This is a genomic window from Phycisphaerales bacterium, assembly GCA_040217175.1.
GTDB lineage: Bacteria > Planctomycetota > Phycisphaerae > Phycisphaerales > UBA1924 > JAHCJI01.
The window spans coordinates 938,868-964,222 of sequence record JAVJNT010000001.1 but is presented as its reverse complement, the minus strand read 5'-3'; the positions used below and the strand labels follow the sequence as shown (position 1 = coordinate 964,222).

General features: G+C 68.3%; 24 protein-coding genes, 2 tRNA genes and 1 pseudogene. 12 read left to right on the top strand and 15 right to left on the bottom strand.

The genetic code is table 11. From position 1 onward, the window contains the following. Positions 1-118 precede the first annotated feature (118 nt). The gene (locus RIA68_04180; protein ID MEQ8316631.1) at positions 119-2,452 is read right to left on the bottom strand and encodes a S41 family peptidase; all 2,334 of its coding nucleotides are present in this window, start codon (positions 2,450-2,452) and stop codon (positions 119-121) included. A gap of 209 nt (positions 2,453-2,661) precedes the next feature. Then, complete coding sequence (locus RIA68_04175) at positions 2,662-3,975, bottom strand: hypothetical protein (protein ID MEQ8316630.1); 1,314 nt, start codon at positions 3,973-3,975, stop codon at positions 2,662-2,664. 51 nt (positions 3,976-4,026) lie between these two features. On the opposite strand from RIA68_04175, the gene RIA68_04170 reads away from it, so the two are divergent. Continuing rightward, positions 4,027-4,100 (top strand) — tRNA-Arg (locus RIA68_04170). A gap of 132 nt (positions 4,101-4,232) precedes the next feature. Here RIA68_04170 and nth read toward each other — a convergent pair. Beyond that, a pseudogene (gene nth / locus RIA68_04165) lies at positions 4,233-4,769 on the bottom strand (endonuclease III). A gap of 59 nt (positions 4,770-4,828) precedes the next feature. Then, complete coding sequence (locus tag RIA68_04160; protein ID MEQ8316629.1) at positions 4,829-5,482, bottom strand: hypothetical protein; 654 nt, start codon at positions 5,480-5,482, stop codon at positions 4,829-4,831. Positions 5,483-5,539: 57 nt separating this feature from the next. Here RIA68_04160 and RIA68_04155 point away from each other — a divergent pair, with 57 nt between their 5' ends. From RIA68_04155 to RIA68_04145, 3 genes are read left to right on the top strand one after another with little or no spacing between them, the layout of a single operon-like run. Then, positions 5,540-6,310 carry a hypothetical protein gene (locus tag RIA68_04155; GenBank protein ID MEQ8316628.1) on the top strand — a complete coding sequence of 257 codons (771 nt, stop codon included), beginning with the start codon at positions 5,540-5,542 and terminating at the stop codon, positions 6,308-6,310. Then, entirely contained in the window at positions 6,307-7,284 is a 978-nt protein-coding gene (locus RIA68_04150; GenBank protein MEQ8316627.1) for a carbon-nitrogen hydrolase family protein, read from the top strand. The genes RIA68_04155 and RIA68_04150 overlap by 4 nt, the downstream gene beginning before the upstream one ends. Positions 7,285-7,296: 12 nt before the next feature. Beyond that, complete coding sequence (locus RIA68_04145) at positions 7,297-8,778, top strand: glycosyltransferase family 2 protein (protein ID MEQ8316626.1); 1,482 nt, start codon at positions 7,297-7,299, stop codon at positions 8,776-8,778. Between the two features lie 3 nt (positions 8,779-8,781). Here the strand turns inward: RIA68_04145 and RIA68_04140 are convergent, their stop codons facing one another. The 5 genes from RIA68_04140 to RIA68_04120 all read right to left on the bottom strand — a co-directional run bounded on the left by RIA68_04140 (position 8,782) and on the right by RIA68_04120 (position 13,908). After that, on the bottom strand, positions 8,782-9,891 hold the full coding sequence (locus RIA68_04140) for a PDZ domain-containing protein (GenBank protein ID MEQ8316625.1): 1,110 nt from the start codon (positions 9,889-9,891) through the stop codon (positions 8,782-8,784). Positions 9,892-9,913: 22 nt separating this feature from the next. Further along, entirely contained in the window at positions 9,914-11,032 is a 1,119-nt protein-coding gene (locus RIA68_04135) for a phosphotransferase (protein ID MEQ8316624.1), read from the bottom strand. A 4-nt stretch (positions 11,033-11,036) separates the two neighbouring features. Beyond that, a complete protein-coding gene (locus RIA68_04130; GenBank protein MEQ8316623.1) occupies positions 11,037-11,915 on the bottom strand; it encodes a YicC/YloC family endoribonuclease in 879 nt (292 codons plus the stop codon). Between the two features lie 28 nt (positions 11,916-11,943). Next, positions 11,944-12,432: a preprotein translocase subunit SecG gene (secG, locus tag RIA68_04125; GenBank protein ID MEQ8316622.1), complete on the bottom strand. Its 489-nt coding sequence runs from the start codon at positions 12,430-12,432 to the stop codon at positions 11,944-11,946. A gap of 96 nt (positions 12,433-12,528) precedes the next feature. Then, positions 12,529-13,908, bottom strand: coding sequence for a UDP-glucose/GDP-mannose dehydrogenase family protein (locus RIA68_04120; GenBank protein MEQ8316621.1), 1,380 nt, complete (start codon positions 13,906-13,908; stop codon positions 12,529-12,531). Positions 13,909-14,058: 150 nt separating this feature from the next. Here RIA68_04120 and RIA68_04115 point away from each other — a divergent pair, with 150 nt between their 5' ends. Further along, positions 14,059-14,946 carry a class I SAM-dependent methyltransferase gene (locus tag RIA68_04115; protein MEQ8316620.1) on the top strand — a complete coding sequence of 296 codons (888 nt, stop codon included), beginning with the start codon at positions 14,059-14,061 and terminating at the stop codon, positions 14,944-14,946. Positions 14,947-14,954: 8 nt separating this feature from the next. Here RIA68_04115 and RIA68_04110 read toward each other — a convergent pair whose 3' ends face one another. Together RIA68_04110 and RIA68_04105 are read right to left on the bottom strand one after the other, a co-directional pair. Then, on the bottom strand, positions 14,955-15,671 hold the full coding sequence (locus RIA68_04110) for a GC-type dockerin domain-anchored protein (protein MEQ8316619.1): 717 nt from the start codon (positions 15,669-15,671) through the stop codon (positions 14,955-14,957). 62 nt (positions 15,672-15,733) lie between these two features. Beyond that, complete coding sequence (locus RIA68_04105; GenBank protein MEQ8316618.1) at positions 15,734-17,236, bottom strand: S8 family serine peptidase; 1,503 nt, start codon at positions 17,234-17,236, stop codon at positions 15,734-15,736. A 232-nt stretch (positions 17,237-17,468) separates the two neighbouring features. Between RIA68_04105 and RIA68_04100 the strand changes: the two genes are divergently transcribed. The 6 genes from RIA68_04100 (at position 17,469) to RIA68_04075 (ending at position 22,254) form a co-directional block, all read left to right on the top strand. Further along, positions 17,469-18,470 carry a deoxyhypusine synthase family protein gene (locus RIA68_04100; GenBank protein ID MEQ8316617.1) on the top strand — a complete coding sequence of 334 codons (1,002 nt, stop codon included), beginning with the start codon at positions 17,469-17,471 and terminating at the stop codon, positions 18,468-18,470. 53 nt (positions 18,471-18,523) lie between these two features. Next, positions 18,524-19,213, top strand: a complete 690-nt coding sequence (locus tag RIA68_04095; protein ID MEQ8316616.1) for a response regulator transcription factor — start codon at positions 18,524-18,526, stop codon at positions 19,211-19,213. A gap of 46 nt (positions 19,214-19,259) precedes the next feature. Further along, positions 19,260-20,672: a HAMP domain-containing sensor histidine kinase gene (locus tag RIA68_04090; protein MEQ8316615.1), complete on the top strand. Its 1,413-nt coding sequence runs from the start codon at positions 19,260-19,262 to the stop codon at positions 20,670-20,672. Between the two features lie 403 nt (positions 20,673-21,075). After that, on the top strand, positions 21,076-21,627 hold the full coding sequence (gene dpsA, locus RIA68_04085; GenBank protein ID MEQ8316614.1) for a DNA starvation/stationary phase protection protein DpsA: 552 nt from the start codon (positions 21,076-21,078) through the stop codon (positions 21,625-21,627). A gap of 48 nt (positions 21,628-21,675) precedes the next feature. Next, positions 21,676-21,849 (top strand): YqaE/Pmp3 family membrane protein, encoded by a 174-nt coding sequence (locus RIA68_04080; protein MEQ8316613.1) that lies wholly within the window; start codon positions 21,676-21,678, stop codon positions 21,847-21,849. Between the two features lie 30 nt (positions 21,850-21,879). Next, a complete protein-coding gene (locus tag RIA68_04075) occupies positions 21,880-22,254 on the top strand; it encodes a hypothetical protein (protein MEQ8316612.1) in 375 nt (124 codons plus the stop codon). Positions 22,255-22,263: 9 nt separating this feature from the next. On the opposite strand, the gene RIA68_04070 is transcribed toward RIA68_04075, so the two are convergent. Continuing rightward, positions 22,264-22,641 (bottom strand): hypothetical protein, encoded by a 378-nt coding sequence (locus RIA68_04070; protein MEQ8316611.1) that lies wholly within the window; start codon positions 22,639-22,641, stop codon positions 22,264-22,266. Positions 22,642-22,675: 34 nt separating this feature from the next. Between RIA68_04070 and RIA68_04065 the strand changes: the two genes are divergently transcribed. Continuing rightward, a complete protein-coding gene (locus tag RIA68_04065) occupies positions 22,676-23,572 on the top strand; it encodes an NAD(+)/NADH kinase (protein MEQ8316610.1) in 897 nt (298 codons plus the stop codon). 9 nt (positions 23,573-23,581) lie between these two features. Here the strand turns inward: RIA68_04065 and rpiB are convergent, their stop codons facing one another. From rpiB to RIA68_04050, 3 genes are all read right to left on the bottom strand, one after another. After that, positions 23,582-24,073, bottom strand: coding sequence for a ribose 5-phosphate isomerase B (rpiB, locus tag RIA68_04060; GenBank protein ID MEQ8316609.1), 492 nt, complete (start codon positions 24,071-24,073; stop codon positions 23,582-23,584). Continuing rightward, positions 24,070-25,188 carry a Sua5/YciO/YrdC/YwlC family protein gene (locus RIA68_04055; protein MEQ8316608.1) on the bottom strand — a complete coding sequence of 373 codons (1,119 nt, stop codon included), beginning with the start codon at positions 25,186-25,188 and terminating at the stop codon, positions 24,070-24,072. The genes rpiB and RIA68_04055 overlap by 4 nt, the downstream gene beginning before the upstream one ends. 75 nt (positions 25,189-25,263) lie before the next feature. Next, positions 25,264-25,347 (bottom strand) — tRNA-Leu (locus RIA68_04050). Positions 25,348-25,355 lie beyond the last annotated feature (8 nt).

The following is a 25,355-nucleotide window of genomic DNA, read 5'->3' as shown; positions in this document are numbered from 1 at the left end:
GCCAGGCTGCCGCCAGCCCGGGCACGTCAGGATTCGGTCTCCGGCAGGGCGCACGCGCGGCCGGCACGCCCAAGTCTAACGCGCCGGCCACCCCAAGTCGCCCGAGATGCACGCGTGCTCAGGGAGTCCTGCGATCGGCGTCGGCGGGCAGCATCGCCGCCGCACCGGCCGTCGGCCGCGTCTGAGACTGCAGGAGCACGAGGGCGGCGTTGAGTTGCAGGTCCATCGACTCGTCGATCAAGCGCGACGGATCGGGCCGGTCCTCGATGGCCGGCGGGTTGCCGTCCTCGTCGAGCACCAGCACGTCTGCCTCCTGACGAAGGATCAGGCTCTCGGCCACCTGGTCGGGCAGCATGGACACCGAGAGATCGGGCACCACGCCGTGCTCGACCTTGCCGGGCACGCGGTGGATCATCCGCCCGCCGGGCAGCACGTAGTACTGCGTGGTGAGCTTCATGAGCGCCCGCGGTGCCGAGCGGCGGTTGGGGTCGATCGGCAGCACGTTCTGCACGCTGCCCTTGCCGAAGCTGGTCTGGCCCAGCACCACGGCCTTGGCGGCCGACTGCTCGGCGTAGTCCTGGATGGCACCGGCCACGATCTCGCTCGCCGACGCGCTGCCCTCGTTGATGAGCACGACCACGGGGATCTCGGGCAGGAACGAGTTGCGGCGCTGCAGGCGCTCGGGGGCCATGCCGGTGCCGTCGGTCCGCTCGTTGCGGGTCGAGACGACCACCTGCCCGAAGGTGCGCTGGCTCTTGGTGTAGTCCACGAATCGGCTGGTGATCTCGACCGCCTGATCGAGCAAGCCGCCGCGGTTGAACCGCAGGTCCAGGATCAAGCCCTGCACGCCCTGCTCTTCCATCTCGGCCAGTGCCTTGTCGAAGTCGGCGGTCGTGTTCTCGGTGAAGCCGGTCAGGCGGACGTATCCGATCCCGTAGATCGGGTCGATCATCCAGTCCCAGTTGTCTTCGACGGCGTCGACACGCTCCCAGCCCTTCACGGTCTTGAGCTCGACGGTGTCGCGGACGATCGTGAAGGTCACCTCTTCCTCGGCGTCTTCTTCGCCGCGGCGGACGGTGATATCCACGGGCGTGCCCTTGGGGCCGGTGATCTTGTCCACGGCCTGGTTGAGCGAGATGCCGAAGGTCTTCTCGCCGTTGACGGCGGTGATGACGTCCTCGGCCCGCACGCCGGCACGCTGTGCGGGCGTGCCGTCCAGCGGCGTAACGACCTGGATCTCACGCTTGTTGTTCATCTGGATGGAAACACCAATGCCGCTGAAGTTGCCGCGCGTGCTGCGCTCGAATTGGCGGACGTCGTAGGGCCAGATGATCTCGGTGTAGTCGTCCAGCGCCCGCATGGCGCCATCGCCGAACACCCGTAACACGAGCGTCTCGGGCAGCCGCACGGTCTGCCGGTTCCAGCTCTGCACGTTGCGGACCACGGTCTGCATCGTCCGGTCGTTGGCGACGGGCGCCCGCTCGAGGTCGGCGGCCGCGGATGCGAGTTCCTCGATGAACCGCGCGCGTGCCTGCTCGTCGGCGAGCTGCGGATACTGTCCGTACAGATCCTCGGTCTCGGCCAGCAGGCGCAGGCCCTTGAGGCCCGACACCAGCAGGTCCTTCATCGCCGACCCCGACACGTGGTGCCGGTCGGCGTTGACCATGGCGTACAGCAGCATCAGCGGCTCGATGTCCTCGAGCCGCTCGTCGACCGAGTTGCCCGCCGGGTTGTAGGGGGGCAGGGCCTCTTCGCCGGTCTCGACCAGCCGCAGGCTGCGCAGCTCGTGGTTGCGCTCGGGCGCATACGTCGCGACGAGCGAGAGCCGCTTGAGCTGCCGCTTGCGGTCCCCCAGGTACGTGCCCTCATCCTCGTACAGCGCATGCAGGCGCTCGAACATTTCGGCGGCGGCGTACCACCGGCCGTCCTGCTCGGCCAGCCTCGCTTCGGCATCGGCCGCGGAAACGAGCTCCTGTACCGGTCCTTCTTCCAGCACGCCTTCCTTGTCGTCGGCCAGCATGTGCAACGCGATTGCGGCGCTCATGCCCTCGAGCAGCGACTCCTCACGCTCGCGCGGCTCCGGCTCGCTCGCAAGCGTTTCGAGCGTCGCGCGGACGGTCTCGCGGTGCTCTTCGACCTTCTCGTGTCGCGCGATGGTGTGCTCGTCGAGGGCGATGCCCAGTGCCTCGGCCACGTCGGCGAGCATGGGGTCACGCACGTCGTCGGCGGCGGACCGGAGCAGCTTGTGGAACGCAGACCGGTCGCCACGCGTCGCAGCGGCCCACAGATCGTCCGACCACACGCGCTCGTCTTGAGCCGTGACCGTCTTGGCCTGCTCGACGGCCGTGTTCTGCGAGGCCAGGGCCGTCGGCGACGCGACCGCTGCGCCGAGGGCGGCCAGCAGTGCCGCCGCGGTGGTGAAGACGCGCGTGCTCGTTCCGGTCTGTCGCATAGTGCCTCCTGACGTCTCTCGCCCACGATCCATCCAGGATCGTGCCGCATGATCGGGCCGCAAGCCATCGCATCGGCTCGATGGACCCCTGCGGCTTGCGATCTCGCCCAGCTACAAGGATCGTCGGGGATGGTTGTACCGTCACCCGTCCTCAGTTATTCGCAACCGAGCCGCGTGGCGTTCACCACCCAGGGTGAAAGCTATCGGAATCAGTGATCTCCCGTATCGTCGCCGATCGGCGCCGCCGACTCCCGCCTGCCCGACGCGAACGCCCACGCCACCGATCCGAATCCCAGCACCACCACCAGCGACCCGGCGATCGCGAGCAGCAGCAGGCTCGGGCTCGTCGCGATCGGGCCGTGCGGCTGCGCGAACCCGTAGGCCATCAGGCCCACCAGCGGCCCGCCCAAGTACCCCAGCCCGATGAATGCCTCGTGCTTGCCCCCGGCGTCGATCTCGGCGTCGCCAACTTCCATGGCGTAGTAGAGGGCGCCCGTGTAGATCATGCCCACGCCCAGCCCGAGCACCGCCAGCCCGCCGAGCACCAGCACGCGGGCCGTCGCAACTGCATCGATGTTCGGGCCGACCGTGATGCCGGCGAACCCGACGAGCAGCAGCAGCGCCGCGATCATTGGCATGGCCCAGCGACCGTGCCAGCCGTGCCACCGCGTGAGCAATACGAACGTGGCCACCCGCGTCGCCAGCCAGATCGCGGCCGCCGGTGCACGCCACGGGTCCTCGATGGCCACGCTGGCGATCAAGAACGGCGAGGCCGGCTCGAGGACCGCGATGACGAGGAAGCTCGTCGGAAGCTGCACGCGGAACACCGAGAGCAGCTTCTTGTACCGGGCGGGCCTGGTCGGGTGCGCATCGGGCAGGCTGCGCGCGGGCTCGGGGCCCATCCAGATCGTGAGCAAGGCGCACGCGAGGTACACCGGCAGCATCGCTGCGAGCGCCTCGAGCGGGTGAGGCCGGACGAACGGCCCGAGCGCGGCCAGCGACACCACGATGCAGGTGCCCCACGTGATGTTGAACAAGCCCGTGGCGTGCCGCAGGCTCTGGCCGCGCCGCCCGCCGCTCAAGTAGCTCTCGACGATGGGCCACGTCGCACCGCTGAGCAGTCCCTGGGCCGCCATCATGAGCCAGATGGCCCAGGCCCCCAGCGTGCCGTCCTCGGCCGACGGCCTCGTCAGCAGCGGGAGCGCGGCCAGCAGCCCCAGCACGATGCTGATGCCCGCCAGCAGCCGCCCGCTGGTCAGCCACGCGTGCCGGGCCGCGAATCGGCGGAGCGCCGGCCCGACGCCCAGCGCCCCGGGGATGTACACCACGCCGTACAGCAGCGCGAGCAGGAAGATCTTGGTCTCGCCGTAGCCATACGCGCTCTGCGCCAGGAACGGCACGCCGGCCGTGGCGACGGCGGTGCCCACGCTGCCGGCGAAGGTAAACGACAAGACGGCCCACAGCGGGGCTGGCAGCATGGCGGGCTGATCGGCCCGTGGGCTGGGGCTGGCCTTGCTTGCCACCACGAGTGTCCTTACCATGAGCCCGTCGGTCGACGCAGGGTCGACCGCTCCGAGCCCGTAGCTCAACTGGATAGAGCGCTGGCCTCCGAAGCCAGAGGTTCCGCGTTCGAATCGCGGCGGGCTCGCTTCCCCTTCGATGCACTTCCCTTGCTACCCCGCGCGTTCTCGCAGAATCGCCGGCAGATGCTGTCGCCCTCGCACAGCCAGCCCCTCGCCTTGCACACCTGCCGGCCGTGGAAGATGATGCGGTGGCTCAAGTCGGCCCACTGGTCACGCGGGAAGAGCGCAATCAGGTGCCGCTCGACCATCGCGACCGTCGCGTCCTGGGGCGCCAGCCCGAACCGCTTGCTCAGCCGCTCGATGTGCGTGTCGACGACGAACCCGTCGTTGATACCGAAGGCGTTTCCGAGCACCACGCTGGCGGTCTTGCGTGCCACGCCCCGCAGGGTGAGCAGTTCGTCCATGGTCCGGGGCACTTCGCCGCCGAAGTCCTCGACGACGCTGGTCATGGCCGCGTGGATGGCCTTGGCCTTGTTGCGAAAGAGCCCGATCGACCGGACGTGCTTCTCGATCTTCGCCGGCGTGGCGCTGGCGTAGTCCTGCGGCGTCGGGAACGCACGGAACAACCCGGGCGTCGCCTTGTTCACGCCCACGTCCGTCGCCTGGGCCGACAGGATCGTGGCGATCAGCAGCTCGTGCGGACTGGTGAAGTCGAGCTCGCAGTACGCGTCCGGGTACCGCTCGGCCAGGGCCTTGGCGAGGCGCCGGGCCCGCGCCTTCTCGGCCTTGGTCACTTCGGGCACGCGGAAGGGCAGGTCTCGCAACCCACGGGGGTTGTCGGGCGTGCGCACGGTCACCGCCGCGGTCCCCTGGCCAGCTCGGGCTCCTGCAACCTCGAGGGTTTTGGGGCGGGCGTGCGATCGCCGGCCGCGCCGGTCATGACGCGCCGCGTCGTCGCCAGCGTGAAGCCCAGTGCGCCCAGCGAGAGCAGGAGGCTCGCGACCATGACGTTGCTGGCGGTCCTGTGGTGCACGTCGTAGGCCTGCTGCAGCTCGATGGCGTTCTGCGTATCACCCAGAGCCGCCGCCTGCCGATAGGCCGCCAGATCGGCCTGCATCGCTGGGTCAAGCACGGCAAACCGGTACGTCATGATACCCACCATGGCCATCACGAGCAACGCGCGGATGGCGGCCGTCCACGACCGCGGATGCGGATGGCCGCGCCAGCAGGCCAGAGCGAACGCGCCGCCTCCGATGCAGATCGCCAGGAACCCGACGACGTCGGCCCCGATGAACAGCCGCTCGGCCACGTAGCCGCCCAGCAGCCGCCAGTGCTCCCCCTCGTATGCCGAGAAATCGGGTAGCGTCGGGTCGAGCCGCTTCAGCAGCGTGAACACGAAATACGCCGTGAGCCCCGTTACGAGCAGCGCGCCCGACCACGTGGCCCAGGCCGCGACCTGGATGGCCTCGAGGCGGTAGGGGGGCGGACGTTCACCGACTGGCTGCATGGGCAGAGCCTAGCAGCGCCAGCGCCGCGTCCGGCCGCGCGTGGCCTACAACATTGGGTGTTCCAGCAGGGTTCCAACGCGATGCTCGGGCTCGGCCTATGCGCCTGGCGCGACGGCTCCGCGCGCGAGGCGGTGGCGCTCGCCGCCGAGCTTGGCTACCGGGCCGTCCAGCTCGATGCGACGCATCCGCAGACGCGGCCCAGATCGCTCGATCGCTCGGCCCGCCGGGATCTCGCCGCCCTGCTGCGCCGCCACCAGCTCCGCTGCACGGGCTTCGACCTGTGGCTGCCACCAGCGCACCTTGCCGAGGGCCCGAACGTCGAGCGCGCGACCGAGGCCATCGTCGACGCCATCGGCCTGGCACGGGAGCTGACGGCCCTCGTCGAAACGCGAGCGATTGTGAGCGTGGTGCTGCCGGTCGAGCCGAATCCCGAAGCGATCACCGTCATCGAAGCGGCCGCCCGCAGGCACGAAGTCGCCGTGGCCGACTACGCCTGGCCCGCGCGCGAGACGGGTGATCTCGGCCTCGACCCGTCCCTGGCCATCATGGCCAACCAGAGCGCGCCCAAGGCCGCGACGCAGTTCGGCGACCGCCTCGTGACCGCCCGGCTGCGCGACGCGGGCGTCTCGGGCCACGTGCCGGTAGGCTCGGCTGGCGGCACACTCGACGTGCCGGCCTACGCCGCCGCGCTCTCGATCTCGGCCCCGAATGTAACGGTCGTTGCCGACGTTCGCTCGCTGCGAGATGCCACCGGCGCCGCCGCGTCCGCCCTGCGGGCTTGGACCGACGCCACCGAGCCATTCGGGATGCAGGAGCATGAGTCGTGATCAAGGTCGCCATCGCCCAGATCGCTCCGGTGCTGCTCGACCGCAGCACCACCATCGAGCGCGTCGTCAAGGCCATCGACGACGCGGGCCGGGCGGGTGCTGCGCTCGTCGCGTTCGGCGAGACGTTCGTGCCGGCCTACCCGCTGTGGCTCGCCCGCCAGGACGCCTCGCGCTTCGACGCCGCCGACGTCAAGGACGTCCATGCCGCATACCTCGATCAGGCCGTGCAGATCGGCGCGGGCCACCTCGAACCCATCCAGGAAGCGGCCAGGCGTTCGCGCACCACGGTCGCGATCGGCATTGCCGAACGCGCCGAAGACCGCGGCGGCCACACGATCTACTGCAGCGCCGTCGTGATCGACGACGCCGGCGAGATCCGCAGCATCCACCGCAAGCTCGTACCGACCTACGAGGAACGGCTGGCCTGGGGCGCCGGAGACGGCCACGGCCTGCGCGCCCATCGCGTTGGCCCGTTCACGATGGGCGTGCTGAACTGCTGGGAGAACTGGATGCCGCTGGCCCGTTCGGCCCTGCACGACCAGGGCGTCGACCTGCACGTCGCCCTCTGGCCCGGCTGCGAGCGTCTCACGAAGGACATCACCCGCTTCATCGCCCGCGAAGGACGAAGCTACGTGGTGTCGGCCAGCGCGATCATCCGGCCCGCCGACGTGCCCGAGCATGTGCCGCACCGCGCGTCCTGGATCGATCGAGGCGTCTCGCACGGCTGCTTCTACGACGGCGGCTCGTGCGTCGCCGGTCCGGATGGCGAGTGGGTCCTCCCTCCGGTCGTGGGCAAAGAGGAACTGCTCGTCGTCGACCTCGATCCGAGCACCGTCCTGGCCGAGCGGCAGAACTTCGATCCCTCGGGCCACTACGCGAGGCCTGACGTCCTCCGCCTCTCGGTCGACCGCTCCCGTCAAGGCGTGAGCTTCGTCGACGGATCGGCCGCGGACGGCCCGGCCGACCGGTCGTAGACTCGCCCCGCCGTGCCCGCGCCGCTGCTCTCCATCGTGACGCCGTCGCTGAACCAGGGGCAGTACCTCGCCGAGTGCCTCGAGTCGGTCGCCCGCGAGCTCGCAACGCCCGAGGCCCAGCGTTGGGGCGTCGAGCACATCGTCATGGACGGCGGCAGCACCGACGGCACGGTTGCCCTGCTCGAGGATGCGACCCATCTCACGCATTGGCAGAGCGCGCCCGACGGCGGCCAGAGCGCCGCGATCAATCGGGGCGTGCTCGACCACGCGACCGGGCGCTTCGCTACGTGGCTCAATGCCGACGATTGGCTCGAGCCCGGCGCCCTCGGCCCGATGCTCGAGCGGCTCGCGGCTGAGGACGCTCCGGATGTGCTCGTCGGCCGCTGCCGCTTCGTCGAGGACGGTAACACGATCTTTGCGCCCACGCCTCCCGACCCCATCGACGCGGCCAACCTGCTCCGCCTGCGAACGAGGTGGTTCGCGGGGCAACTCATCGTGCAACCCGAGGCCTTCTTCGACCGCGATCTCTTCGCGCGCATCGGTGGGCTCAACGAAGCCAATCACTTCACGATGGACCACGAAATGTGGCTCGGGCTGCTCGAGGCCGGGGCGCGGTTCGAGTCGATCGACCATCCCGTCGCGTGCATGCGGGTGCACGAGCAGCAGAAGACCGCCGACAACCGACGCATCGTCGCGTCGCTCATCGAGTTCGGTCGTCCGTTTCTGGATCGGCTGTCGGGCGAGTCTGGAAGGGTCGCGAGCGACGAGTTCGACGCCCTGGTGCGAAAGCTGCGCCTGAGCGAGCCGGTGCTGCGCCGGCTCGCGCTGCCATGGTCGGGCATCGACGCGGCCGGCAACGAAGTGGCACGAGATCCGGCACCCCCCGCGTTCCACCTGGCGCCGCTTCGGGCGGTTCTGGCAGATGTGCCGCGAGGCCGCGGGCTCCTACGCCGGCCTTACCGAACGAGGCTGGTCGGATCAGCGCCAAGCGAGGACCTGCCGATCTCGATGCGGCCGGCCGACGACGCAGATGTAGACGTTGTGGTCTTCTGGCACGCGCTCAGCCGCTCGGCAGACCCGCGAGCGGTGGTCGGCGATGCGACGGCCGCGCTGCGGCCCGGTGGTCTCGTCATCGTGGCGGCAGAGCTCGGACCGTGCGATGCGGGGCTCCGAACATACTGCGAGGGATTGCAGCGCCTCATCGATCAGCAGCTCAGCCAGGACCATGACTGGATCGTCGATCCCGCCGCCATGGCGTGGGTGCAGTCGATGGCAACTGCGACCGAGCGCGACGACGCGGCATGGCTCGCGGCCCACCCGCACCCCGCGGGGCTCGATGTCGGAGCGGTCATGGAGCAAGCCGGCCTCGAGCGCGTGGCGTCCATTGCCTACGGCGGGCTCTCGTGGCACCCGCTGACACCGTTCGTTGCAGTGGAGGGGGTCAGCGGACGCGAGGTGGATGCGTGGACGTGCGGGGTGTGGCGAAAGCCTTGATGGCTACTGGCTGAGCGCCCGCAAGATCTGGCTGCGTTCATCTGCCAGCCGCCGCTGGTCCTGCTGCACCGACGCCAGTTGCTCACGCAACTCCGAGATCCGCTTCTGCAACCGTTGGGCGTGCGCCCGGCCGTCGGCCGTATCTGCCGTCATCCGGACCTCGGCTAACAGCTGACGCAGGGTCGCCTCGATTTCGTTGGACCGCTGGAAGGCCCGAGCGAGGTCGCGCTGCACGCGGCGAAGCTCTTGTTGGAGTGCGTCTTCCGGCGTATTGCCGTCGGCGAATCGCGCGACGACGCCCGCGTAGGTATTCGTTGTCGTGCCGGGCTCGCCGCCGAGCGCAACGTCTGGCATCGTCACCCGCAGCCGTCGCGGGTTGGCCGATGGCGGGGCCGCCGTGATCGCGCGGGCCCGTTCAGCGCCCAGTGCGGCGGAGTCTTCGCCGCCACGCAGGCGGTTCATCCGGAGCGCCCAGGCCCGCCGGAGCACCGACTCGCGGAGCTGGCCCGCGGCCCTGAGGTCGCCTCGCCGCCCGAGTCGGACACGGACCTCCATGGGCTCGCCGTTGCGCAACAGCGAGATTGTGCAGGTCTCGCCGGGCAGGTGCGAGGCGATCGCCACGGCCAGGTCCATCGATTGCGCCTCGATCGGAACGTCCGACAGGCTCAGCACGATGTCGCCGCCACGGAGCGTGCCGTGGGCGTCGAATCCCTCGACCGTGTCACCCAGCCTGACGCCTCGGGACGTGACTGCAGAGTCGTACGTGATGCCGAGGCCCGCCCGCGGCGCCGCGAAGAACGCCTCGACCGCGGCCAGCTCGAACCGTGCGAGGACCTCGGCTCGGTCACCGTCGCCGCGCTGCTCGCCCGAGAGCCAGTCGGTCAATGCGCGCTCCAGCACGCCCAACGCGCGGGCGGGGTCGAGCTCGCGGGTGAGATCCATCAGTTCGCTGCTGGCGGCGATGCGGTCGGGCCAGTTTTCGCTGGCCAGCGCGGCAACGGCCTCGCGAGCGGCCTCGTCTTCGGGCGTCTGCGGCAGGTGTGCTCGGACGGCGGTCGCGGCCACGCACAAGACGCACACGGCGGCGGCGACATGTCCACGAGCGCGTGACATCGCCCCAATGGTACCGCGTCCTTCAGGGCCGGGCGTGGTCGAGCACGTCGGCGGGGTTATCGGCCAGCCACTGGGCCTTTCGCGCCACCATGCGTAAGAACGGTGCCGGGTCGCGGCCGTGGAACGCACCCGACGAGGCGATCGGCACGGCCGCCTCGGCGATCAACGCCTCGGCCATGAGCCACGGAAGCCCTTCCAGCGACTGCTGCGAGACGCCCGGCACCCCGATCATCGCCCGCCCGCCGTGCACGCCGGCCAGGAACGCGTCGAGCCTGTCGGCATCCGGCGGCGTGGGCCACTGTCGGAAATCGGCCCCGGTCCCTTGCAGCGAGAACTGCAGTGCGCCGTTGGCGATGTCGAGCATCGCCGGCGCCATGCCCGCCGACTCGTGGTCGAGCACCGCCGCGATGGCGTCCTGATCGAACAGCAGGTTTCCGGGGTGCCAGTCGCCGTGAACGATCTGGAAACGCTCGCCCGAGAGGGCGTCTCGGGCGCGTGCCGCGGATCGCTCGTACAGCGAGCCGAGCCGGGCGGCCAGCTCGTCGCCGCCGCGGGCGTCCAGGGCTTGCGGCAGCCGTGCCAGTGCGCGGCGGATGCGCGCATCGTCGTGGTACACGCCTGTGAGCGGCTCGCCGATCGAACGGCCCATCGCGCCGAGGTGATCGTGGGCATTGGCCAGTAGCGCGTGGTAACGACCGAGCGCCTCGCCCGCGAGCCGCGTCTGCACCGACGAGCGATCGCACTTGCCGCCTCGCACGAATCCGCACACCTCATAGGCCCGGCCCTCCAGCCGCAGCGCGCTCGCGCCGCCGCGCGTGGGAAGCAGCGGAGCAAGCGGGAAGCCGTGCGCCGCGAGCCGGCGGTGGATCGAGTGGATGACGTGCACGAATTCGGGTCCGTCGCGCCCGGGCGCGAGCCGCTTCAGCACGACTGGGCCCGAGAGCGAGCCCATCAGCACGATCTTGGGCGCCATGGGCGAGCCGGCGTTCAGCGGCGCGGCCTTGGTGACCTGTCCGATGGGAAAGTGCACGCGCACATGGTGCACCTCACCCACCGCGAAGCCCGCTTGGGCTTCGGCCGCAGCGAGGACCTCGGGATCGACTGGCGTAGCCTGCTCTTGCTGTGGTGCGTCCCGGCCCACGACGCTACTCGACGTTCTGGACCTGTTCTTTGATGCGGTCGATCGCCGCCTTCGCGTCGATGGCGGCCCGCGAAAGGTCGGCATCGGGGCTCTTGCTGGCGATCGTGTTGGCTTCCCGCAGCATTTCTTGGGCGATGAAGTCCAGCTTGCGGCCGACGGGCCCGCCCTCTTCCATACCGGCAAGGAACTGTTCGACGTGACCACTCAGGCGGGAGATCTCCTCGTTCACGTCGCAGCGTTCGGCATAGGCGGCAACCTCACGCACGATGTCGACGGGGTCCGACTCGGGCAAGAGCTGCTCGATCCTGGCCTTCAGTCGAGACTCGTAGAGCTTGCTGACCTCGGGCGCTCGGTCCTGCACCACCGCGAGGCTAGCCGATACGACGCCGCAGAGCTCGACCAGCTCGGCGTGGAGCGCCTGCCCTTCCTTCACGCGCATCTCGACGAGCTTGTCGCACGCGAGCGGCAGCAACTCCTGAAAGGCCGTCCTCGCCGCGGCCAGCCGCGCGTCCATGGGCTCGGCATGCAGCACCCCGGGCAGCGAGAGCAGCGTCGCCATGTCGACCGTTGGCGTGGCTCGGTCGGCAGATACCTTTGCCGAGGCCTGGTCGATGGCGTCGAGGTAGGCCGAGAGCACTGACTCGTTGATCGCGCCGCCCTGAGCGTTGGCCGATCCCTCGGCCGAGCACCGCACCGTCACGCTGCCGCGCTGGAGCAAGCCGCGAAGCGTCTCTTCGAGACCGCCTTCGAGCGGGGCGAATTCGTCGGGAAGCCGGACCTGCGCCTTGAGATAGCGATGGTTGACCGATCGGACCTCGAGGCTGTAGGTCACCCCGCCGCGCTCCAACCGCGCGTCGCCGAATCCGGTCATGCTGCGGATCATGCGAGCCCCCGCACGAGAACAGGCCGGGTCACGACCCGGGCTCCGGATCGCCGCTGGCTGGCGTTTCGGGCTCGGGGTCAGGATCGGCCGTCTCCGGACCGTCGGCAGGGTCCGTTGGCTCGTCGGTTGACGTCTCGCCCGCCGGCGCATCCGCAGGGTCGCCCAGGCCCGGCTCGGGCGCGTCGGTCGCAGGTTCGGCTGGGACCTGCTCGCCCTCGGGTGCCGCCACGGGCGTGCCGGTGGGGGTGGACGATGGCCGGCTGGCATAGACCAGCACGATCGCCGTCAGGATGAACAGGATGAACGTGGCGATGGTCATGAGCGTGAGGGCGTCTCCGGTCTTGGCGCCGAAGGCGGTCTGCCCCGAGCCCCCGCTCGAAGCACCGAAGGCGCCGCTCAGCCCGCCGCCGGACGGCCGCTGGATCAGCACGATGAGGATCATGATGACCGCCACGGCGATGAACACCAGCATGAGCAGGTTCGAAAGCACCGGGTTCAACGCGAGCAGCAGGGGCATTCAGACCTCCAAGGGACAGCCCCGCCGATCGACGGCCGACGGGGAGCCGTGACTGTAGGGCCCACGCTGGGCGCTGGCGGAGTGAGCCGAGCCCGATCAGGCCCCTTGCGGCTCGCCGGCCTGCCGGACGCTGGGCCGGCCCACGCTGTGGTGGCTGAAGCCCAGCTCGGCCATCTGGTCTCGCTTGTAGAGGTTGCGGCCGTCGAAGATGACCTTCTCCGCCAGGCGGTGGCCCATGCGTGCGAAGTCGGGGGCCTTGAACTCATCCCAGTCGGTGGAGACGACGACGCCGTCGCAGCCTTCGAGGCAGTCGTACATGTCGCCGACGATTTCGGCGGGCACGCCCATCTCGTCGAGGGACTGCTTGCCGGTCTTGTCGGCCACCGAGTCATAGGCCCGGACGGTCGCGCCGTGCTCGTGGGCGAGCTTCATGAGCGTCAGGGCCGGCGCCTCACGCACGTCGTCGGTGTTGGGCTTGAAGGCGATGCCCCAGAACGCCAGCGTCTTGCCCGCCAAGGAGCCGCCATAGTGCGCGAGGATCTTGTCGAAGAACAACGCCCGCTGGCGCTGGTTGACGTCGTGAACCGCCTTGGAAAGCTGGGTGTCGAAGCCGGCCTGCTCGCCCATGCCGATGACGGCCAGCGTGTCCTTGGGGAAGCAGCTCCCGCCGTAGCCCAGGCCCGGGTAGAGGAACTTGTGGCCGATGCGGCTGTCGCTGCACATGCCCTCGCGTACGCGGTTGATGTTGGCGCCGAACTGCTCGCAGAGCATCGCCATCTCGTTGATGAAGCTGATCTTGGTCGCCAGGAAGTTGTTGCTGGCGTACTTGACCATCTCGGCCGAGGGGATGTCCATGATGAAGATCGGGTGCCCGTTGCGGGTAAAGGGCTCGTAGACCTCCTGGAACCGCTTGGTGGTCAGGTCGTCCGGATCCTCCGGATGCTCGACGCCGCAGACGACGCGATCGGGCTTGTTGAAGTCGATGATCGCGTCGCCTTCCTTCAGGAACTCCGGGTTGTCGCCCACCGTGAAGGGAATGTCGCCGACGGTCTGGCGGATGCGGTCCCGCACGGCCAGCGTGGTGCCCACGGGCACGGTGCTCTTGACGACGATGGTCTTGGGCGTCTGGCCCGGGCCGAGCCGCTTGATGACGGCGGCGATGTCGTCGGCGGCCTGCATGACGTACTTCAGGTCGGCCTTGCCGTCGGCTCCGCTGGGGGTGCCCACGCAGATGAAGATCATCTCGGCGTCCTCGTAGGCCTCGTCCTTATCGAGGGTGGCCCTGAGGCGGCCGGCCTTGAGGTTGCGCTGCATGAGCTCGGTGAGCCCCGGCTCGTAGATCGGGCACTCGCCGCGGTTGATCTGGTCGACCTTTTCGCGCAGCACGTCGAGGCAGATGACGTCGTTGCCGGTGTTCGCGAAGCACACACCAGTCACCAGCCCAACATACCCCGTGCCCACCATCGTCAGCTTCATGCCGATCCTCCCTGAACGGCCGCTCCAGATGGGCGACCCGCATCCCTCGATCCGCCTCGCGCGGCGCGGCCAAGCTCCGGCCGGGCGACTCTAGGCCCTCGTCGATTCATCGAGGCCTGCACCGGCAGACTTGAGCCGCTACAGTCGGCGATGGCCGATAAATCCAAGAACAAGTCCGGTTCGAAGTCCGCCCGCGCGAAGAAGCGCACGGCCCGCAGGAATGCCGGTCGGCCGCCGAAGCTGACGGCCGCGACGGCCGATCGCCACCAGCTCTACACCGACGCCGTCCAGAACGTCGAGAGCGAGATCGACTTCGTCGACGAGACGTACCAGACGCTCCGGGATCGCAAGGCCATCCGCCTCCGCGAGGACTTTTGCGGCACCGCCCAGACGAGCGCCGAGTGGGTCCGCCGACGGCCGACGAACATCGCCGTCGGGCTCGACCTCGACGAGGCCACGCTGCAGTGGGGGCGCGACCACGTGCTCTCTCAGCTTACTGAGGAGCAGCGCGAACGACTGACCCTCCGCAACCGAGACGTGCGCGAGCCGGGCAAGCGCGGCAGCGAGATGGACATCATCCTGGCAATGAACTTCAGCTACAACGCGCTTATGCAGCGGGCCGATCTGCTGTCGTACTTCAAGGCCGTTCGCAAGAGCCTGGCACCGGGCGGTCTCTTCGTCATGGATTGCTACGGCGGCTACGAGAGCCTGATGGAACAGGAAGAGAGCCGTGCGTGCCGCGGCTTCACGTATATCTGGGAGCAGGTCAAGTACAACCCCATCGACGCCACGCTCGACACGGCCATCCACTTCGAGTTCAAGGACGGCACCGAGATGCGCAACGCCTTCACCTACCACTGGCGGCTGTGGAACCTCTCGGAGCTGCGCGACCTGCTGGCCGAAGCCGGCTTCGCGAAGACCACGGTCTACTGGGAGGGCGACGACGGCGACGGCGGCGGTGACGGCAACTTCCAGCCCGCCACCGAGGGCGACGCGGACGCCTCCTGGATCGCCTACATCGTGAACGAGGGCGACTGACTCCCTGCCTAGCAGCCCGCCGCGAAGGCGTTCTGGAACGCGAGAAAGTCGAAGATCGTGAACGCACCGTCGCCGTCGAAGTCGGCTGCGGGATCGCGCGCGTCGAACGCGTTCTGGAAGGCCAGGAAGTCGAAGATCGTCAGCGAGCCATCGCCGTCGAAGTCGGCCCGGCAGGGCTCGCCCACGCCGACGTACAGATCGTCCAGTCCCCAGCCCATCGGGTTGTCGACGGTGATCGTGACGCGGGCGATGTCGACATCCGTCACGAGGCCGAAGAAGTCCAGCGTGTCGAAGTCTGCATCTGAGTCGACCGACTCGATCTCTGCACCCGTGGCGTCGAATGCCCGCAGCGTCGCGCCGTTGGGGAACGAGCCGAAGCGGACGTTGTGCGCACCCACGGCCCGGATGCCCGCCTGCGTCATGTTGACCTCGAACACGATGTCCTGCCCGACCCGCGTGTCGCTATCCCAGGTGCGTGGCGGCGAGATGGTCACGAGGATCGTGTCGGTGATGAAGTTGCCCAGCGGAAACTCGAGCCCGTACTCGTCGTACAGCGACCCCAGCTCTCCAACCACCGTCGGCGAACCGTCGGGCAGCGTGTCGAAGTCGACGAGCTGCACGTCACCGCCCGCCGCGAGGAACGAGGGCAGGTCGTTGAAGGGCGTGGCGAACGCCCACGACGAACCGACCGCTACCAGCGAAGCCGCTGCGATGGACCTGAGCATGTCGAACCCCCTTGTCGCGTCGGCTCCACGGCACCAACGAGCGCCGGGCCGCCGACGATCCCTCAGCACCCGGCGTCGAACTCGTTCTGGAACGCCAGGAAATCGAACAGGGTCAAGTCGCCGTCGCCGTCGAAGTCGGCGGCGAGGTCGCCCGCGTCGAACAGGTTCTGGAACGCGAGGAAGTCGAAGAGCGTGAGCGAGCCATCGCCGTCCATGTCGGCCCGGCAGGGCGCGGCGCCGCCCGCGGCGAGCACTGCCTCGAACGCGTCGATCCGGCCGTAGCCGAACGTCGGATCGAAGCCCGGCGCACCCAGGTCGACCGAGGTCGCCTCGAAGATGGCGCGGACCTGATCGGGCGAGATCGAGCGATTCACGCTCCGCATCAGGCCCACGGTGCCTGCCACGTGCGGCGTGGCCATCGACGTGCCGCTCTGGAAGGCGTACCCGTCGGCAGGGCCGAAGAGGGGCAGCGTGTCCCAGGTGCTCCAGACGTCGACGCCCGGAGCCGTCACGGTCATCTCGGGCCCCGTCGTGGTGAAGCTCGCGATCCGGTCGCGGTTGTCGGTAGCGCCCACGGCGATGGTCGAGTCGAAATTGGCAGGCGCAAAGATCGGCACGCCCGGCGTGTTGCCCGTGGCCGCCACCACGATGACGTCGAGGTCGACCGCGTAGTTGCAGGCATTCTCGAGCACGCTGCCGAAGTCGGGCGAGCCCAGGCTCAGCGAAATCACGTCGGCGCCGTTGTCGGCCGCCCACACCACCCCGGCGGCAATGTCGGCCTCGGTGCCCGTGCCGAGGAAGCCCAACGCCTTGACGGGGAGGATCGAGCAATCCCAGCCCACGCCGGCGATGCCGATGCCGTTGTCGGTGTCTCCGCTGGCGATGCCCGCGCAGTGCGTGCCGTGGCTGATGAAGATGTCGTCGTCCCAGCTCCCGCCGACCGAGCTGTACCCGGGCAGCACGTTGTCTTGCAGGTCGGGGTGGCTCTGGCTCACGCCAGTGTCGACGATGGCGATGATCACGTCGGGATCGCCCGTGGTGACGACCCACGCCTCGCTGGCGTTGATGTCGGCACCCGGTGTGCCCACGACGCCGTTGATCGTCTGCCCGGTGTTGAGCAGTCCGTACTGCAAGCCAAAGTCGGGGTCGTCGGGCGTCGTGGCGAGCACGCCGCCGATGCCGAGCAGTTCGGCTCGTTCGATGCCAGCAAGTGCACCCAGATCGATGATCGCCTGCTTCGCATCGGCGCCCGGCTCGAGCGTGGCAACATAGAGACGGGTCAGGCCGTGCCGCTCGGCGAGGACGTCATCGGCCGGTGCCGCGTCGAAGGCCGGCTCGAGCCCGATGACCCCCGGGAGGCCCGCAGCGTCCACCGCGCGGCCAGCCGCCAATCGGATCAGGACCGTTTCGCTCGTGTACCCGCCCATGACGTCCGCCTGGTCGACGCGGCCGGTGAATGGCGTGAACCCGTCGGGCCATGCGACCGCGTCGTCGGCCAGAGCCGGAGCCGAGAAAAGCACGCCGAACGCCACGAGGGTCGATCCACGGACCGTCTTGCTGAGCATCATCGCATCTCCTGTTGATCGCCTGGCAGTCCAAGCGGGCAGTCCAAGAAAGACGCCGCGAGCGAGCCCACCTCCCCGCGGGCCCGACTCGCGGCATCCATGAGACCACTACGCTCGCCGGTCTCCGGGGCGTTACAGTGGCCGGTTCGGACCGCCCAGCACCGGCGATGCACGCGTTTCCGGACGCTGGCCCAGCTTCGATCTCGCCCCGACCCACGAGGATGCCGCGCCGATGACCAACCCCACCCCCTTGCGGGACTTCATGGAGCGGCACTACCGCCACTACAACGCCGGCGTGGTCGTGAAGGCGGCCAAGGCCTACGAGGAGACCCTGGACCGGGGCTCGCCGATGTTCCTGACCCTCGCCGGCGCAATGAGCACGGCCCAGCTCGGCAGGTCGTTGGCCGAGATGATCCGCCGAGGCAAGGTCCACGCCATCAGTTGCACGGGCGCGAATCTCGAGGAGGACGTCTTCAACCTCGTCGCCCACGACCACTACAAGCCCATCCACGACTGGCGGGCCTTATCCGAGGCCGACGAAGTCGCGCTCGACGAGGGTGGCTTTCCGCGCGTGACGGATATCTGCATCCCCGAAGAGCAGGCCATGCAGAAGATCGAAGGGCACCTGCTCGATCGTTGGAAGGCCGCCAGCGACTCGGGCGATCGGTCGCTGCCGCACCAGTACCTGTACGACCTGCTCCGCAGCGGAGACCTGGAGAGCGAGTACCAGATCGACCCGAAGGACAGCTGGATGCTGGCGGCGGCCGAACGGGACCTGCCGCTCTTCGTACCGGGATGGGAAGACAGCACGCTGGGCAACATGTTCGTCGCCAACGCCGCGCGCGGCGGATACTCGCTGGACGCCGTGCTCGCCGGCACCAGCTACATGGCCTCGCTCATCGAGTGGTACGAGAAGACGGCGGCCGGCAAGCAGCGCGGCCCGGGCTTCTTCCAGATCGGTGGCGGCATCGCGGGCGACTTCCCGATCTGCGTGGTGCCGACGATCAACCACGACCTCTACCGCGACGCGGCCGACGCCGCCAAGCGGGTGCCGCGGTGGAGCTACTTCTGCCAGGTGTCCGACGCGACGACGAGCTACGGCGGCTACAGCGGTGCGGTGCCGAACGAGAAGATCACCTGGGGCAAGCTCGGCGCGGGTGAACCGAAATTCATGATCGAGAGCGACGCGACCATCGTGGCGCCCTTGATCTTCGGGTGGGTGCTGGGCTGGTAGCTGCCGCCGGGCAACGCCGGGAATACACTAGCTCTCGCGTCCGGAGGCCTGGCATGCGCATCCTTGTCATTGAAGATAATCCCAAGATGGCGCTCGCGATCCAGAAGGGGCTCACCGAGCACGGCTTCGCCGCCGATGTCTCCAACACCGGCTACGAAGGCGAGGAACTCGCCAGCGGTGGCAACTACGACCTCGTGCTACTCGACTTGATGCTGCCCGATCGCGACGGCATCGAGGTCTGCCGGAACCTGCGCCGCCGCAAGGTTGCGACGCCCGTGATCATGCTGACCGCCCTGTCGGCCATCGAAGAGAAGATCGACGGCCTGGACGCGGGCGCCGACGACTACATCACCAAGCCGTTCCAGTTCGAGGAGTTGCTGGCCCGCATCCGGGCCATTTTGCGGCGGGGCGAGGCAAGCGAGAGCCGCGTGCTTCGTTGCGACGACCTGGAACTGGACCTCTACACCCGGCATGCGACCCGGGGCGATACGCAGGTCGAGCTGTCGAACAAGGAGTTCGCGCTGCTCGAGTTCCTGATGCGCAACCAGAATCGCGTCCTGAGCCGCATCCAGATCGGCGAAAAAGTCTGGGACATGAACTTCGAGCCCACCAGCAACGTCATCGACGTCTACGTCTCGGCCCTCCGAAGGAAGCTCGACCGCGGCTTCGACACCCAGCTCATCCACACGATCAAGGGCGCCGGCTATCGATTCGGCGTGATCGATGCCCGCTCGGGCGTCTGACCAAGAGCACGCCCACGGGCCCGTCCAGAGGGGGTGGCGGTCGCGCGTGCCGCTGCGCCTACGCATCACGCTGTGGGTGGTGGCGATCTCGGTAGCCGTGCAGCTCACGCTCTCACTGCTGATCGTGCTCTTCCATCGCGAGAGCGTGCGGGCCAACAACGTGGCCCGTCTCGTCGACGCCGCCGCCGCCATCGCCGCTGAGGCTCCCGAAGACGCGGACCAGTTGCTTCCCACGCTGACCGCTGACCAGATCCAGCTTCGTTGGTTCGGACGCGTCGCGGCGATCGACGGTCGTGCCGGCCGGGGCGTGCAGGTCTTTGGCGCCTTCGATGCGGTCGAAATCGATCTGCTGCGAGACGCCACCGACAGCGGCGACTTCGGCCAAGCCGGCCGGCGTGATGCCGGGCGGGCTCGCGGCTTTTATTTTGCCGCCGAGCCGTACGGCGAGGCCGGGAGACTCATCCTGGCCACGCCGGTCAGTGAGGCCAGCTTTCCGCTGCGGACCATCACCAACGCCCTGCTCCTGCTCTTGCCGGCGGGCGTCGCCGCCTCGGGCGTGTCGGCATGGTACATCGCGGGCCTTGCCGTGAGACCGATCCGGCGGATGCAGCACTTTGCCGAGGAGCTGTCCGCCGAGAACGTACAAGACTCGATCGAGCTCGAAGATAGCGCGCCCGAGCTCGATGCCCTTCGCGACGAGTTGGCACAAGCCATGCGACGCATCTCGGCCGGGTACGACGCCCAAGCCCGCTTCCTCGCCAACGTGTCGCACGAGATCAAGACGCCCATCAGCGTGGTTCGCACCGAGGGCGAGGTGCTCATGGCCGGCCAGCCAACCGTCGAGGAACTGTCGGACTTCGTCCACTCGACAGTAGAGGAGATGGACCGCTTGGGCCGCATGGTCGAGAGCTTCTTGCTGCTCACGCGCGTCCGGCAGGGCAAGACCACGGTGCAGGCCCAGGGCCACGATGCCAACGACATCCTGATGCAGTCGGTTGCCGGATGCGTTGCGATGGCGCGGCAGTACGGCGTGCGCCTCGAGCCCGTCTTGTACGACGGCGAAGACCCGCCCAAGATCGAGGGCAATGCCGACCTGCTCAACACCGCTATTGGCAACCTCATCCGCAACGCCATCCGTTTCGCGCCGCGAGGCTCGAGCGTCCGCATCACCTGCGCTTTGCGCAAGCGGAGGGTCATCTTCCGCGTACGAGACTTTGGACCCGGTGTGCCGCCCGAGGTCATGGAGCGCCTCTTCGAGCCCTTTACCCAGAGCGTGGAGGAACGGCGGCGCGGCCGCGGAACGGGTCTGGGCCTGCAGATCTCGCACGGCATCGCTGAGTTGCACAACGGCGAGGTCCGCGTACGCAATCTCGAGAAGGGCTGCGAGTTCTCGATCCGCCTGCAGCGCAAGCAAGAGGAGCCTGCACCTCCCGCGCAAGATGAAGAGCGTTTCACGTAATGTTCAGCCGCCGGTAAGCGTGCGAACCGAAGATTCGCGTATGGCCAGACGGCTGTGCATCCTGGCTCTGGTACCGACGTGCCTTTGGCTTGGCTATCGGACGATCTTCATCGATGGTCGCTCAGGCGTGTACGCCCTGCCCGTTCTATTTGGGGCGCTCATGCTCCTGCTGCTCGTACTACTCGTCATCGAGTTCGGCGAACAGGCCAAGGCCGCGCTGTATCGCAGCGAGAGCGAGGTCCGAAACGCCGCAAAGCGGAAATCCCTCGGTCGCGCTAGGGGATCAAACACTTCAGGGGGTGATCGAGAGTCAGGGCGGAACTCGACCGCCTAGTGATCAACACGATGCACGCTACGTGCTGGCGTGCAAACGGCCTGATCACGGACTTGAAAGGATCAGACAATGAGTACGACTCCCTGGCGCGACCCGGACTTCATCGAAGAGAATCCGATCAATCTGCCCGAAGAATCAGCGAAGCAGATCATCCCCGAGCTCGATGCACATCTCGCGTCGTTCTTCGTGCTCTTCCACCAGTATCAAAAGCATCACTGGCTCGTGGAGGGGCCGCAGTTCCGCGACATCCATCACTTCCTGGAAGAGAACTACAACGAAGTGCACAAGCAACTCGACGCGATTGCGGAGCGCGTCACTGCAATTGGCGGGGTGCCGACGAGCAGCCCCACGAGCCAGTCGAAGCTGGCCTACATCGAGCACGAGCCAGAGGGTGTCTTCCGCATCCGCGACATGCTCGAGCGAGATCGTTCTGCCGAGGGCCACATTGCCGCAAAGCTCCGCAGCACGATCAGGCTGTGCACCGAGCACGGCGACTTTGGCAGCGAGACGCTCCTCAAGAAGATTCTCTTGAAGGTCGAAGACCGGGCCCATCACCTCGATCACTTCCTGGGAGAGGACTCCCTGGGCATGGCTCTCGACGGCTCCGCTCAGGAGGCGTAGTGTCCGAAAGACGATGGGACCGCGAGCCACCACACAGGAGCCACTGCCTTGCTCGTCATCAAGATCATCCTGGCAATCTTCCTGCCACCGGTTGCGGCGCTGCTGCAGGTCGGTGTCGGCTTGCACTTCTGGCTCAACATCCTCCTGACGATCCTGGGCTGGTTGCCCGGGCAGATCCATGCGATCTGGCTCATCGCCTCCAAGCACGAGCCGAGCGGCTAACCGCTGCTCCGCCGGAAAGGGCTTCATCTCGTGAGTGCACAACCTGAGAAGGGTAATGGCGCCCCTCCGGCCGCCACCAACGCTGCCAACGCGGAGCGAGACCGTCGCGAGTACTCGACGCAGTCGGAGCCCGACCAGCCGCCGCCGGTGGCTGACGAGCGGGCGCGGCGGATCGCTGAGGCCTCGCCCGAAGGCATCCCGGCCCATCCAAACTCGGATTCCAAGACCGTCGCCCGCTTGATGTTTGTCGGTGTCGTTCTGCTGCTGACGGTGGCACTGGTGGTAGCCGTCTTCGCCGACCGCTGGATCGGTCTTGGCGTGGGCGTTCTTGGCCTCTTCCTGCTGTTCGTCAACCCCACGCTTTGGGCGGCCATCCTTCGGTCGAAGGAACGTGAGCAGGCCTGAGGGCACCCGTCAATCGCGCGTCGCGGGGACGTCGAGGGTCGGCTTGGTCCAGTCCCAGTCCGGATCCTTCTCCAGTCGGGTCGAGCTCTGGCGTATGCAACGGCGGCAGATGATCGCCGGTTCGTCGCGATCACCGACCGGCATCGGGCTCTGCCAGCCGGGGTCGTCGCGTTCCTCGAGGCACATCGTGCACGTCGCGCCCGCGGGCTTGGTATCGTGGCCCAGCAGCACGACCTCGGTGAACGCGATCCGGAGCGCGTCGCCGCAGATGAGGCTGCCCTGATGGCCCTCGACCATGGGAAACATCCCGTCCCACGTGCGGCCCGTGAAGTCACAGACGAAGTCCTCGGGCCGCATGTCCAGCGGATTGGAGCCTGGGTGGTGCATCAGACATGATACGAACGCGGCCATAGCATCCGCCATGCCCGACCCCGCGGCCCCGCCGACCGTCACCCGAGTCTCGCTCGTCGTCAACTCGGGCAAGCCTGAGGCCGTCGACGCCGCCAAAGCCGTCCGCCGGGCAATCGAGTCGCATGCCCGGCTGGTGGGCGAATTCGACTCGACCGACGAACACGCGGCTCTGGCGGACGGCGTCGACCTCGCGATCGTGCTGGGCGGCGACGGCACCATCCTGGGCCTGGCTCGGAGCGCCGTGGAGGCAGGCGTCGCCGTGCTCGGCATCAACTTTGGAAAGCTCGGCTTCCTGGCCGAGTTCGACGCCAACGCGTTCTCGAAGCACGCTGCGACCCTCCTGGCCGGTCGAGGCCAGATCCGGAAGGTCTCCGCGCTTGAAGCCCGCGTATCGCGGAAGGGCGAGGAAATCGCCCGGCAGGTCGCCATCAACGACGTGGCGATCTGCAACGGCGCTCCATTCCGCATGATCGAACTTGGCCTGTGCATCGACGGCGCGCCTTCGGAAAGCGCACCCCGCGTCGCGGGCGATGGCCTGATCATCGCGACGCCCACCGGCAGCACGGCCTACAACGCCGCCGCGGGCGGACCCATCCTGGAACCCACGCTCGAGGCGATGGTCGTGACGCCGATCGCAGCCCATTCGCTCAGCTTCCGGCCCATCGTGGTGCCGGGCCGAAGCTGCATCGAGGTCGTCGCGCACCGCGTGAATCACGCCGAGGGCCACGAACCAACGGCAGGCACGTGCGCCGTGCTCGACGGCCAGCACTCGGTGCCGCTCGAGCGCGGCGACGTCGTGCGCGTCACGGTGAGCGACCGGCCGCTTAGCCTGGTCGTGAATCCTGATCGCAGCTACTGGCACACGCTCATCCACAAGCTGCGGTGGGCGAGCACGCCTGGTGGATAGAGGCAGGATCTAGGCCGAGACCGACTCGCTGCTCACGGTCGACGGATTCTCGCCGCGCTCGATGGCGTGGATCTTGGCGACGCGGCGGGCGTGTCGGCCCCCCTCGAACTCGGCGGTCATCCACGCCTCGACCATGCGCTCGATGAGACGCTGCCCCAGCATGTCGGCCGAGAGGCACAGCACGTTGGCGTCGTTGTGGCTCTTGGCCATGGTCGCGGTGAACTCGTCGTGGACGAGCGCCGCGCGGACGCCGGCCACCTTGTTCGCGGCGATGCACATGCCGATGCCCGAGCCGCAGAGCAGGACGCCCTTGTCGGCTCCACCGCTGGCGACGAGCCCGCCGACTTGGTGGGCTCGTTCTGGGTAATCACACGACTGGGGATTCTCCGGGGCATCGCCGCCGTTGTGGACGATGACCTCGTGGCCCATATTTTCAAGGGCCCGCGCCAGGCTGCGAGCGGCCTCGTGGCCGCGGTGGTCGGCTCCAATGGCGATCTTCATAGTCCCAGTTCCTCGAGGCGGCGTTCGATCGCTCCGACGAACGTCCGCGCCAGCTCATCATAGAGCGTCTGCGGCCCGCCGATGGGATCGTCGACGTCTTCGCCGCCCAGGAGCGTGTGGACCTTGGAACGCTGCGCCGGCGGCATCTGAGCCCGAACGGCATCGGCATGGCTGCTCGTCATGGCGTAGACCACGTCGGCCCTTTCGAGCAGGTCCTGGCTCGCCGGCTGGCTGCGGTGGCCCGACAGCGAGGCCCCGACCGCTTCGGCGGCGAGCACCGCCTCGGGCGTGGCCCGTGCGCCGTTCATGGCTGCCACGCCTGCCGACACTGCGACGGCCCGGTGCGCTTGCCCGCGGCGTTCAAGCAGGCTGGTGGCGATGGCTTGTGCCATCGGGCTGCGGCACGTGTTGCCCGTGCACACGAAGACGATGAGCGTCGCCAGCTTCTCGGTCACCTGTTGCATCGAAAGCGCCCCTTCGGCCCGCATCGACCAATCGCCATCGGGCCGGACGTCCAGCACCGTGCTGTGCCTCTCGAAGCGAGTCGTGCCCTCGTCCTGCACCAGCGCCACGCCCACGCGCTCGAGCCCCTTGGGGCACGAGCCGGGCGGGGTCGCCGCTTCGCCCGTATCGATGGGTTCTGCGGACGCGCCGATGATCGGACCTCCGGCACCCTGCAAGGCCATCGCCGTCCACGTATCGTCGGGCACGCGGACCGACAGCGCGTGCCCGTCGTCGCCCTGTGCGTCCGCGACGCCGGGTAGGAGTCCGGCGGCCGAGATCAGCTCCCGGACGCCCTCGCCGTGCAGGCGCAGCGTGATCGGCCCGAGCCAGACCCGCCGCATGGCGCGCCGCAACGCGGGCGAGGCCTCGATCGACGCACGCTCGTGGGCGTCGAGCACGGCTTCAACGCTCGGCGCGTGCCAGGTCAGCGTGCCCCAGCTCCCGCTCCGCCTGGGCAATGCCCGCACCCGATCGACGGCCCGTTGCTGATCGCCGCGCGCGAAGACCCCGTAGACCGTCTCGGTGCGCAGGACCACCAACTCGCCGCGGTCCAGCACGGCGGCGGCGTCGCGAGCTGCGTCGATTCGTGTTGGAGAAGTCTCTGGGGTCACGCTGCGATCCTCACTCGGGTCGGGGCCGGTTGACAGGGATACGGACGGCCTCCTGGCACTCTATCGGCCGATCAATGCGGGCGACAGGGATCGAACCTGCACGGCCTTCCGGCCACGGGAACCTAAATCCCGCGCGTCTGCCAATTCCGCCACGCCCGCGGCGAGTC

What these genes read in the sequence shown, in the direction of transcription:
- RIA68_04180 (MEQ8316631.1), bottom strand. Translation starts at nt 2,452, where the DNA reads ATGCGACAGACCGGAACGAGCACGCGCGTCTTCACCACCGCGGCGGCA.
- RIA68_04160 (MEQ8316629.1), bottom strand. Translation starts at nt 5,482, where the DNA reads ATGCAGCCAGTCGGTGAACGTCCGCCCCCCTACCGCCTCGAGGCCATC.
- RIA68_04140 (MEQ8316625.1), bottom strand. Translation starts at nt 9,891, where the DNA reads ATGTCACGCGCTCGTGGACATGTCGCCGCCGCCGTGTGCGTCTTGTGC.
- RIA68_04130 (MEQ8316623.1), bottom strand. Translation starts at nt 11,915, where the DNA reads ATGATCCGCAGCATGACCGGATTCGGCGACGCGCGGTTGGAGCGCGGC.
- secG (MEQ8316622.1), bottom strand. Translation starts at nt 12,432, where the DNA reads ATGCCCCTGCTGCTCGCGTTGAACCCGGTGCTTTCGAACCTGCTCATG.
- RIA68_04120 (MEQ8316621.1), bottom strand. Translation starts at nt 13,908, where the DNA reads ATGAAGCTGACGATGGTGGGCACGGGGTATGTTGGGCTGGTGACTGGT.
- RIA68_04115 (MEQ8316620.1), top strand. Translation starts at nt 14,059, where the DNA reads ATGGCCGATAAATCCAAGAACAAGTCCGGTTCGAAGTCCGCCCGCGCG.
- RIA68_04110 (MEQ8316619.1), bottom strand. Translation starts at nt 15,671, where the DNA reads ATGCTCAGGTCCATCGCAGCGGCTTCGCTGGTAGCGGTCGGTTCGTCG.
- RIA68_04105 (MEQ8316618.1), bottom strand. Translation starts at nt 17,236, where the DNA reads ATGCTCAGCAAGACGGTCCGTGGATCGACCCTCGTGGCGTTCGGCGTG.
- RIA68_04100 (MEQ8316617.1), top strand. Translation starts at nt 17,469, where the DNA reads ATGACCAACCCCACCCCCTTGCGGGACTTCATGGAGCGGCACTACCGC.
- RIA68_04095 (MEQ8316616.1), top strand. Translation starts at nt 18,524, where the DNA reads ATGCGCATCCTTGTCATTGAAGATAATCCCAAGATGGCGCTCGCGATC.
- dpsA (MEQ8316614.1), top strand. Translation starts at nt 21,076, where the DNA reads ATGAGTACGACTCCCTGGCGCGACCCGGACTTCATCGAAGAGAATCCG.
- RIA68_04070 (MEQ8316611.1), bottom strand. Translation starts at nt 22,641, where the DNA reads ATGCACCACCCAGGCTCCAATCCGCTGGACATGCGGCCCGAGGACTTC.
- RIA68_04065 (MEQ8316610.1), top strand. Translation starts at nt 22,676, where the DNA reads ATGCCCGACCCCGCGGCCCCGCCGACCGTCACCCGAGTCTCGCTCGTC.
- rpiB (MEQ8316609.1), bottom strand. Translation starts at nt 24,073, where the DNA reads ATGAAGATCGCCATTGGAGCCGACCACCGCGGCCACGAGGCCGCTCGC.